Below are 10,657 nucleotides of genomic sequence, written 5' to 3'. Positions count from 1 at the left end.
GATTTGCGCAACATCGCCATTCGATTACATCGAGATGTTCTACAATCCGAAGCGCAAGCACGCGCGAAACGGAATGCTGTCGCCCCTCGAGTTCGAGCGGCAGCAGAAACTGAGGCACGAGGGCGCCTAAGAAACGCGGGGCTATTCAATCCTGACCGCGAAACTCACGCTTCCACGGTCGCCGGGGGCGTGGGAGCCTGCGCAGTCCCATCTGAGCGGGCCCGCATAGCCTGCAGTATTGGTGGAAGGAGCCGTTATCGAGCAGGTCAGTGAAGGTCCAACTGCCACTGGACTTGGTACGGGTTCGGAGAGCTGCGTGTAGGGCGGCGTTTGGTCATAGACCGTGATGTCGGTAGCATGCGCCTGGCTCGGGTTGATCAGTTCGATGCGGTAGGCAAGGACATCGCCCGGCGCGGCGCGGTTTGCGGCGCCTTCCGCCGTGGCTTGCGTAAGGTTGCGCACGGTCTTTACGAGGACGAGTTGGCCGCCGCCCACCTCGACGGTCACCCGGTCGCGATCTTGGGCCACATGCGCGACAGCGGTCGCCTCCAGCGTCGTCGTCGCGATCAGCTCATAGACTAAGCTGGCACCGGGGGGCAGACCGCTGCCGGAGACGACGCGTGACAGCAGGCACAGCTCTTGGGAGGCGGCGACAGGCACCGGATCGTTGAGCGGCGTCTCCGGCGTACCATCGCAATCGGTGTCGAGAAACGGCGTGACCGAAAAGGCGTCCGCGGGGGACTGCTCGATATCGGTGATCTCGAACCGGACGTCGCCGGGGCTGCCGGCGCGGTACAGATGCGGCAGCAGAGTGGTTTGCCCCGCGCCAAGGCTGGCGGTGCGATCCTCGCTCAGCGTCGGTGCCGCGACCAGTCCCAGATCCAGTCCGGCATGATCGGTACCGGGTGCCGGTGTGAAGGTGAAAGTCCCGTCATGGGGGTTGGGATTGTCCAGCCCGGGTGCCGCGCCGGGCGCCTCGGAAACCGCGATCCAGTCCACAGCGGGGGTCACCGACAGGGTGAGTGTCCCGGTGTAGCTGTCGTCGAGCGCGTAGGACCAGCGGCCATCCGCCGCGATCTCGGGGCTGGCCAGCAACGCCCCGCCCGCGTCCAGAAGCCGCAAGGTTCCGGCCTGAGTGCCGGTCTCGCCACCGTTCCGCACACCGTCATGCGCAGTACCGCCATTCCTCCCGTCATCCAGGATGAGTCGCCCCGAAAGAAGGCGCGTGCCGATCTCGAGCGTGATCTCGACCCGCGCCTCATCATCGTCGGCGCGCCCGTCGCCCAGATCGTCGATGCTCGTGCCGCTGGCCGGATCGCTATCTAGATCGGGCAGGGAGCTTTCGATGATCTCCACCTCGTTGATATGCGACCCGGTCTCCAGAACCCGCACCCGCACCGTCAGCCGTTCCGTCGCTCCGGAGAGGATTTCGTCGACGAACCACAGGCCGGTCTCGGGGTCATAGAAGTCACCGGTCGCGGGCGCGTCGTCGCTGACATAGGCAAATCCCGTCGGGATCTTCTCGATCACCCGGACGTTCGATGGCGATCCGGGGCCGTCATTGGTGACTTCGACGACCCAGTCGATCATGTCGCCGGGCGCGGCGGTGGTCACGGGCGAGGTGGTGCCCGCTTGAAAGGCGCTCTTGGTGATCAAAAGATCGCTGAATTGCGGGTCGAAGCCGAAATCGTAATCGACGGCAATGCCGGAGCTGTCGGGCCGGGCCCCGACGATCGGGTTCGAGGTGCCGATCTGGGAACCGGAGGGCAGGTCCGGATCGGTCACGTCCACCTCAAGGCGGTAAGTGCTGGCCGCGGGCAGCCCGGTGAAAGCATAGGTGCCGTCCGCGTCGGTGTCGGCCGTCGCGACGAAGCTGTCATCCGTCAGATCGTTGGGGGTGCCGTTGTCGGTATAAATATCGATACGAATGCCCCCCCCGAGATTGGTCTCCGACGCCTCTTTCACATCCGAGGCGTTCTGATCGACATAGATGTTGCCGCCCAGACCGCTCAGCGGCACGGGGGAGGGGCCGCGGCACGACGCGCCGTCGTTGATGCCGCCTTCGTCCTGCACGCTTTCGGCCAGAAACTGGCGCGAACCGGTGGTGGTGTCGATCAGGTAGATGATGTTGGTGTTATTGTCATAGGCATACATGCGCCCGTTCTCGTCGAAGAAGACGGCCCCATAGGTGCCGGTGTAGATGGCGGGCCCGAACTCCACCACCATGGTGGTGCCGGGCAGCCCGCCATTCGCGGAGGCGCGAAACAGCCGGTCGGTGGTCGAGTTGATGCCATAGATCACCCCGTCGATCGGGTTGGAGGCAAAATCGACGGTGTTCACCGGCTGCGTGAGGTTCAGCGTGCCCAGATCGACGGGCGCGGTCGGATCGCTCAGATCGAGAAGCTGCCAGGTTGACTGATCGATCTTGTAGACCATCGTGCCGTTGGGGAGGATGTCGCCCGCATTGCTGCCATCGGCGGCGGTGTTGGGGATGTCGACCAATCGGGTGAAGGTGCCGGTCCCGTCCACGCGCCACAATTCGCCCTTGCCACTGCGCACGCCGTAGATGTAGCCGTCAAGCTCGTTGTAGCCCCACCCCGCGTTGACGTTGTTGTTGGTCGTACCGAGGGTTTCGAGGTTCAGCGTATAGCCGCTCGGACCTTGGCCGAACCGCATCCGCTTGAGTGTCGAATCCTTGGTGGCGATCTGATAGAGGCCGTTGTCGCAGACCACGGGCGGGTCGTCGTTCGACACGGTGATCTGGTAATCCTCGACCTCGCCATCCAACGCGACCGTCACCATGCCTTCGGTGGTCGAGAAGCGGAACCGCGCGAAGGTCGGCAGCAGGGTCGCGTCGGCGGGCACAGCGACGTCGAACTTGATCTCGCCGTTGAAGGCGCCGTCCTTGTCGCCCGCCTCGCCGTCGCGCAGGTCGGCGGCGATCCGGTCGCTTGCGTCGAACACGCCGTCACCGGCGAAATCGATCCAGGCCGAGAGATAGGCGACCCCGCCCGTCAGGGTGCCCGCGCCGCCGGTCACCTCGTTGACGGTCACGGTGATCTCGCTCGTGCCCCCGGCAAAGAGACCGGGCATGATCACTCCATCTTCATCATCATTGCCGTCGAGATCATCGCCGCTGGCATCCGGGCTCGCCTGAGAGGCGGCCTCGGGGTCGGGGGGGGATCGCGCCGAGATAGGTGCCCGACACTCCGGCATCCGAAATAATGTGCAGCGGGTCGCCATAGCTCGCGGGCGCGTCGCCGCGGTCGACCAGTGGTGCAGCGGCGATATTGATCGGATAATCCTCGACCTCCCCGTCGGGGGCGGGGGCGGTGATGCCCAAGGTGGATGCCGACGACCAGCGAAAGCGCGCGAAGGTCTGGTCGAGCACGGCATCGCCCGGCACGATCACCTCAAAGGAGATCACCCCGTCGCCCGCCGCCGCATCCGCTCCGGTACCGTCATCGGCCAGATCGAGCGCGACCTCCTCGGCGGTGCCTTCCTCCAGCACGCCGTTGCCGTTGTAATCGATCCAGCCCGACAGACGGCCTGCCGCCCCGGTCACCTGGGTTTCGACCGTGGCGAGAAAGCCCTGAACCAGCGGTGGAATTTCCACCCCGTCATCATCGTCCGACCCGGCATTGGCGTCGTTGCCCGGCCCGGCATCACCTGTCACGGTATCGCCCAGACGAAAGGTCGCTGTTGCGCCAGCCGCATGCAGCGCGTCGCCATAGGCCGAGGGCGCATCGGTGAAGTCGGCGCAGGCCTGGACGTCGGTAAGCTGCATCGCGCCCGCAAAGTTCGCCCCGTTGGCCTGACGCGTGTCATGGGTGATCACGATCCGGTCGACCGGCTGGCCAAAGCCCACGAGGACGGCGAAGTTTTCCGGCAGCGCTGCGGTGGAGAAGGTGCTGTCGCGCTCTCCCGAGACCGAACCGTCGGCGTTGGCCACGCGGCGCATCGGTGCCGAGATCGGCCCGTCGGCAAGCGCAGGCTGGACCCGGACGCCGCCAAGCTCGCCATGGATGGTGACGGACTCGTCGAGGTCGAGGCTCGTGGCATAGAAGCGGATGGCGCTCATCGGGGTGTCGAAGGCGACCTCCACCCGCGCATATTGCTGGCTCAGCACAGTGGCGCCGCCATAGGCCGATGCGTAGAGCTCGTTGCCGGTGCCGATCGCGGCCGGGCGCAGCGGAGACGCATTGCTGCTCGCCGTGATGGTGCCGCTGACGCCATAGCGCGAGAAGGCGCTGGGGATGCCGATGGCGGCCGGGGCATCGCTGCCCCAATCCACGAGGGAGAAGCGTTCGCCCGTGCAGATGGGCATGACCGCGACCGGGGCGGCGGTGATGGCTGCGGTGACGCTGTCGCTGTCGGCGCCGCCCTCGGCGCTGCTGTTGGCGGCGCTGGCAGTAACGGTGCCGGTCGCGGCGGAGGTCAGGGCGGCGTCGAACTCGATCGCGCCGCTGCCCAGCCCGTCGAGCGTCGCCATGGTCCCGAGCGCAAAGCTGCCCGGACCGGGTGTGCCCGCGGGGCGGATGTCCTCGCCTTCCACGACGCGGAAATTCGAGGTGCCCGCGATCTCGGGCGGCAAGGTGACTTGGGTCTGCACGCTGGTCGTGGGGCTGAGGGACGTGTTCACATAGCTGACACGGTAGGTCAGGGTCGCGCCTTGGGGGATGTCGCCACCAGAATAAGGCACGCCGTTCACCGCCGTGATCGAGATGTTGATATGCAGATCCTCGGGGCCTGCGGGCGAGATCGCCGAGCTGCCGGCGACCCAGTAGCGCCATGGGTTGTCGTTGCCCGCAGAGGCCCCTTCTGCCGAATCGCCGCCATGCCCTTCGGCATTTATGTAGCCAAGCTGCGACAGGTCGGTGACCCGCAGATCCATGACGGCATAGTAGGTTTCGCCTTCGGCGATGCCGCCGAAGGCATAGCGCACCGCATTGGTCGCGGCGGGCAGGGCGGTGGCCGCGCTGTCATTGAGCGCGAAGCCCTCGGTCGTGTCGGTACAGGCGACGACCGTGTTGACCCCGGGGTCCAGGGTTTCGGGAAACACCGAGCCCGCCCCGGTCGCCGGGCCGTCGGGACCGGCAAGCAACGGATCGTCGGCGCGGCACGAGCCGGGATAGCTGATCCGGTTCCAAGGACCCGTGGTGCCGTAGCGGTCCCAATCCGTGCCCGAGTCGGGGCCCGCCACCGGGCTGCCCGCTCGAAACGGCGTGGCCCCGCGGCCGCCGGTGATTGTCGTCTCCTCGGTGACGGTAAAACCATTGGGGTCTATATTGCCGCCGGAGCCAAAGGCGTTGACTTGCACCGCGTCCCACTTGTTGTGGACCCGCGCCGTGCCGCTGCCGCCGACCGAGGACCAGGGCGTGCCGTTGGTGGGATTCACCAGATAACCGTTTTCGAGCGTGGCGATGGGTGCCCCATTGGCGAAAAGCGCGGTGTCGGCGCGGGTGGAGTAGAAGATGCCGGTGTCGCCGTAGATATAGGCCAACCCCGCATTGCAGTCGGCAATCGAATAGCCCGCCGCTTGGCACTGGGTCGTGTCGGAGGGATTCCAGCCTTCGGGCGAGATGTCAAAGACCTGCTGTCCCTTCGGGCCCCACCCCTTGGAAACGCCCGAGCCGGTGCTTGCTTGGGCAGGCCGTGCATCGACGGGCGTGCCGGCCGCGTCGGTGATGTAGGTGCCCACCACCTCTGTGCCCGGCGGCACATAGATCGTGGCATAGCCGCCCGGCCCGTCCAGCGTGCCGGCCGTGATGACCGGAAAATCGGCGATGACCGAGATCACGTCGCCCACCGAGAGCGGCGCCTCGCCCCCCGCGATCCGGTCGACGATCGCCTGGCGCGACGCCGCCGTCAGCGCGATCCCGCCCCCCCCGAGCCATGCCCCATGCGCCATCACGCTCACCGCGAGCACGAGCCAGGCGAGAAGGCCGAAGCTCCAGCGCAAGAAATGCCGACGGGCTCTGGTGTGATGCATGGTGACTGTGCTCCAGCAGGATCGCTCTGAAAATAGCCTTGCGGCGTTGCCTTGCGCGTCCTCGCGACGGACGGATTACGAGCTATTGTCGCAAGAAATGGTCAACAAATCCTGCAATCTGGGGGAGCATTCCGGCTATGCGGCGGCATAGGTCCCTGTGCGCTTGGGCCGCGCCTGAGGGAGGTTGTACGTCTTCACCATCCGGCCCGGAACGTCCGGGGGGATTGATCGCCGGATGATAAAGATCAGGTTCAGGCGGGCTGTGGCTGTTGGCGGAGCAGGGCGCGGGCGTGAGCGTCGGCACCGCGCAACAGCCGGTCCAGCCGGTCGACATCGATGAGAGTTTCGTCGGTCTCGATCTCGGCAAATTGGCGGCTGAGCCCACTCATGCCGAGCATGGCGGCCCCCCCCTTCATGCGGTGGGCGAGATCGGCCAGATCGGAACCGGGCGCGTCGCTGTCGATCCGGCGCGCCATGTCCTGCCACTCCTTCAAGAGCCCGTCGAGCGCGCGTTCGACGCTTTGCGGCCCGACCGTTTCCACCAGTTCGGCCAGCACCTCGTCGTCGAGATCGGCCTCCTGCAGGTCAGGTTCCGGGACATGCTCTCCCAGCAGCCCGGCAAGGGTGGTGAAGCGCAGGGGCTTGGAAAGGACGCGGTCCATTCCCGCATCCGCGCCAAGGGCACAGATCTCGGACGACGCATGCGCGGTCAGGCCGATGACGGGGATCTCCCCACGCGGGGGAGAAAGACGCCGTATCCGCTGCGTCGCCTCCAGCCCTCCCAGAACCGGCATCTCGAAATCCATGAGCACGAGATCGAAGCCGCGCGGCAACAGGTCGAGCCCTTCTTCGCCATGCTCGGCCTCGGTGACGCGGTGGCCGAGGCGCTCGAGCATGCCGCGCAGGACCAGCCGGTTGATCGGGTTGTCCTCCACCACGAGGACCGACAGCGGCGCGGTCGCGCAATCCGATGCGTCAGGGGCATCGGACGCCTCTGCCGGGATCTCGGCAGGCCGGACCCGGGGCAGGGGGAGGGTCAGCTCGAAGCGGCTGCCCTCACCCTTGGCGCTGAACGCCACGAGATCGCCGGACATGAGCCGCGCGAGACGCCGCGAGATAGCGAGGCCGAGCCCGTCGCTGCGGCTTTGCCGGCCTCCGGGCTGCGACTTGGCCACAAACTCTTCGAAGATCTGGTCAAGATCTTCGTGCCGAATGCCCACTCCAGTGTCATCGACCCGGATCGTCACGCCGGTCTCGCCTGCAATGGCGGTAACGCCGATCCCGCCTGAGCGGGTGAACTTCACGGCGTTGCCGATCAGGTTGGTGATCACCTGGCGGATGCGCTTCTCGTCGCCCTCGAACCAGCCTTCGGCCTCCAGCTCCACCGTCAGATCGAGCGTCAGCCCCTTTTCGGTGGCAAGAGGCGACAGGCCCGCATTCACCTGCCTGAGAAGCGGGACCAGCGCGAAGGGCGCGGTTTCGATGCGCTCCTCGCCCGCCTCGATCCGTGTGATGTCTAGGGCTTCGTTGACGAGCTGCAGCAGCACCTCCGACGAGGCGAGGGCCACCTCGATATGGCGGTATTGCGCCGCATCGAGATCGGTGCGCCGCATGAGATCGAGCACGCCCATGATCCCGTTGAGCGGGGTGCGCATCTCGTGGCTCATCACCGACAGGAAACGCGATTTCGCCTCGTCTGCGGCCGTCGCGGCATCGCGGGCGCTGATCAACCGGGCCTCGCTTTCCTTCCAGTCGGAAATGTCGCGAAGATAGCAGATGAAGACCGGCCCGTTCGGCCCTTCGGTCGAGGTCAGGTTCATCTCCACCGGAAATTCTGTCCCGCAGCGGCGCAGAGCCTGCAGTTCCACCCGTCCGCCGCCGACGACCTTGCCTTCGCGCCGTGACAGGAAACGCGCCATGCCGCGATCATGCGCGTCGCGAAAGCGCTGGGGAATGATGGTGTCGCGCAGGGAGAGGCCAAGAATTTCCTCCCGGCTCCAGCCGAAGATCTCTTCGGCGGCGGGGCTGAAATCGGTGATGCAGCCCTTGTGGTCGGCGCAGACGACGGCGTCGAGCGAGGCGCCGATGATCGAACCCATGCGGCGCGCGCTCTGGCTCAGGACGGCATCCTTCTCAAGCACGCGGCGCCGCTGATGATCGTTCGAGAGCAGCATCACGAACATCGCCGCCAGCAGGCCCAGACCCACGGCCATCGTCAGTTCCGTCTGACGCTTCATGCCGTGACGGTGCGCTGCGCTGTCGAGCAGAGCCTGATCAAGCCCATGCAGCGCAAGCTCCCGGATCAGCGGTTGCAGCTGGTTCAGCCCCTCGGCGGTCGCCTCCAGCGATTGCGGCGAAGTGGCGTCGGCCAGACGCGCGTCGATCCGCGCGCTCGTGGCGGCGATCCGGTCCAGCAGCGCTGCCGCCTCGGGATCGTCGTAAAGGCGAGCCATCTCGCCCTCTTGTAACAGATTGATACGGCTCAGGAATATTTCGAACCGAAGTCGTGGGCGGCCGGGATTGGCCGCCTCGGACAGCCGCGCTTCGAGGATCTCGCGCCGCAAGTTGGAGGTTTCAAGCTCCATCTGCGCGAGGTTCCATTGCAGACTGTCGCTCTGCGCGGTTTCGAAATGCCGCATCTGACGCGTGAGCGCCATGCTCAGGGTCAGGACCACGAGGAAGATCACTCCCAACCCCAGCAGCAGCCCCGCCCTGATCTTGGGGTTGTACTTGGCAAAAGCACTTGTTCCCTCAAAATGGGCGATGCTCATTCGGACACCCGCAATTGGCCAAGCTGCCAGATGCTGCGCGCGTAGATGGCTTCGGTCCGGTAACGGGTATCCTCGTCATAGGGGTAGACGAGCCAGTAGGGGCCTTTGTCCCGAACCGCCATCACCTTGCCATCCATGCGGGTCGCCACGATCGGGCGCGTGTCCTCGATCTCTTCGAGGGGGATCTCGACCTTGTAGTCGTTGAGGGCCACGAGTTCGATACGGGTGGCGTCGTCGCCGATCCCGGCCCGATCGAGCAGCACGGCGAGCGGCACCCCGGAAAAGCGCGTCTCCCCTTCCGTCCACAAGGTACCGGTGACGAAGCTTTCCTGCGGCATCGCGTCGAGATCGGCTAGATCGAGGTGAAGCGGCGCACCCTCCTTCGTGGCGATCACGAGCGGGATATCCAGCGGCTGGGAGGTCGCGTTTCCTGCCGTCAGGGTCAGGGCGAGAAGAATGGCGATTGTCGGCCTGAACATGCAGAGCGCTCCTGTCTTTCACACTCTCAGGCTGCGGTGTTTCTTTCCGCCATGCGACCCATCTTAGGTTGCGATGCATGACCGTCCGGATAGGTGCGCCTGTCCGATCATACTATGCCACCGCTTGCCGCCCCTGCGGCGGACCCTTGCGCCTATGCCCCCGAGCGGATGCCGGCCTCTCTCGTGGCGTGACACGCTGAACGCGACGTCGCACCCAAGGCACGAGGTTCGCCATGAGATTCGTCCCTTCCAAAAGCCCCGTGGCGCTGGCCGTCTGCCTGCTGCTGCCTTGTTCCGGCGCGTTTGCCGACACCGGATTGCGCGCAGAGCTTTTCACGGCCTACGAGACACCGGCCTTCTTCGCCGAGGGGCGCGATCCTTTCTTGCAGGACGACACCCAGCTCGAATTGCGCCAGCGTGCCCGGGCGAGCGCCGCGCGGGTCTCCGGCCGTGTGGACGACGCGCTGCCTATCTTCGGCGGAACGGCAAAGGCGCGGCTCCTGTCCCTCATCGCCGCGGCCGAAGCGGGTGGCGCGGGCTACGACGCGGTGCAGCATGGCGCCCGGCATCGTCCCGCCCGGGCCCCCACGCGCATGACCCTGCGGGACATATTCGATTGGGTCGCCGCGACGCCCGGACAGCCCCATGCCATTGGCCGATACCAGTTCATTCCGGCCACCCTGCGCGGGCTCGTCCGCCGCTCGGGCCTGTCCCTCGACACGAGGTTCACACCGCATACGCAGGACCGCCTCGCCGATCTCCTGCTGGCGGATGCGGGGCTCGCGCGATTCGAACGCGGCGCGATGGACCGCCGCAGCTTCATGAACAATCTCGCGCGGATCTGGGCGGGACTGCCCGCCAGCCATGGCCGCTCGCATTATCACGGCGTCGCAGGCAATCGCGCCACGATCAGCTGGGCCAGCTTCGAGCGTGGGATCAGCGCGATCTACCGCTAGCGCGAACCCGTTCCGTTCCGCCATGGCCCCATCCCGCCGGATGGGGGCTTTCTTGCGTGCCATGACCGTATGCGCTCCCCTTCGATGCCGCGGGGCGTCAAAACAGTGCTGTCGCTTCGGACGTCACTCATGAAGCTGAAGGCAAGGACGCTGCGAAGCGCTGGGCGTTGTCTCTCAACGGCTGAGCCGTCCGCCTGTCCGAAACTCCAACTGGTCGCGATGGGACATGCCGCCCCGATGCCGTTCGCCGGTCGCCCGACCTGGGGCACCGCAAGGCCGGAGGATTCGGCCCGGCGCTGGGGCGGCGGAGGCCTCAAGGGCCGCGACGTCCAGAGACAGGAGGCGGAACGGCGCAGGGGCCGCTGCGCAGATGCGGCGGCCCCTGTCTCCAGACCCGAAACGACTGATGGATCAATGGTCTAAGAAGGCTTCCAAACGCTCCCACAGCCTTTCACCCAG

6 protein-coding genes are annotated in these 10,657 nt (G+C 66.1%); 2 read left to right on the top strand and 4 right to left on the bottom strand.

Features of this window, described 5'->3' with window-relative positions; translation table 11 throughout:
- A partial coding sequence (locus MBELCI_RS20545) for an IS3 family transposase (RefSeq protein ID WP_131505589.1) occupies nt 1-130 on the top strand: 130 nt, incomplete at its 5' end.
- An 11-nt stretch (nt 131-141) separates the two neighbouring features.
- Here MBELCI_RS20545 and MBELCI_RS17025 read toward each other — a convergent pair.
- The 4 genes from MBELCI_RS17025 to MBELCI_RS17010 all read right to left on the bottom strand — a co-directional run bounded on the left by MBELCI_RS17025 (nt 142) and on the right by MBELCI_RS17010 (nt 9,242).
- A complete protein-coding gene (locus tag MBELCI_RS17025; protein WP_021695491.1) occupies nt 142-3,093 on the bottom strand; it encodes a DUF11 domain-containing protein in 2,952 nt (983 codons plus the stop codon).
- A 34-nt stretch (nt 3,094-3,127) separates the two neighbouring features.
- Entirely contained in the window at nt 3,128-5,992 is a 2,865-nt protein-coding gene (locus MBELCI_RS20540) for a GEVED domain-containing protein (protein WP_021695490.1), read from the bottom strand.
- Nucleotides 5,993-6,243: 251 nt separating this feature from the next.
- The gene (locus tag MBELCI_RS17015) at nt 6,244-8,763 is read right to left on the bottom strand and encodes a hybrid sensor histidine kinase/response regulator (protein ID WP_021695489.1); all 2,520 of its coding nucleotides are present in this window, start codon (nt 8,761-8,763) and stop codon (nt 6,244-6,246) included.
- The gene (locus tag MBELCI_RS17010) at nt 8,760-9,242 is read right to left on the bottom strand and encodes a putative pterin-binding protein (RefSeq protein WP_021695488.1); all 483 of its coding nucleotides are present in this window, start codon (nt 9,240-9,242) and stop codon (nt 8,760-8,762) included. The genes MBELCI_RS17015 and MBELCI_RS17010 overlap by 4 nt, the downstream gene beginning before the upstream one ends.
- Nucleotides 9,243-9,475: 233 nt before the next feature.
- Between MBELCI_RS17010 and MBELCI_RS17005 the strand changes: the two genes are divergently transcribed.
- Nucleotides 9,476-10,198 carry a lysozyme family protein gene (locus MBELCI_RS17005; RefSeq protein WP_131505588.1) on the top strand — a complete coding sequence of 241 codons (723 nt, stop codon included), beginning with the start codon at nt 9,476-9,478 and terminating at the stop codon, nt 10,196-10,198.
- The last annotated feature ends 459 nt before the right edge of the window (nt 10,199-10,657 follow it).

Source organism: Limimaricola cinnabarinus LL-001 (assembly GCF_000466965.1).
Taxonomy (GTDB): Bacteria; Pseudomonadota; Alphaproteobacteria; order Rhodobacterales; family Rhodobacteraceae; genus Limimaricola; species Limimaricola cinnabarinus.
Note: the sequence above shows the minus strand (reverse complement) of the source record. Positions and strands in the feature narration are given on the sequence as shown.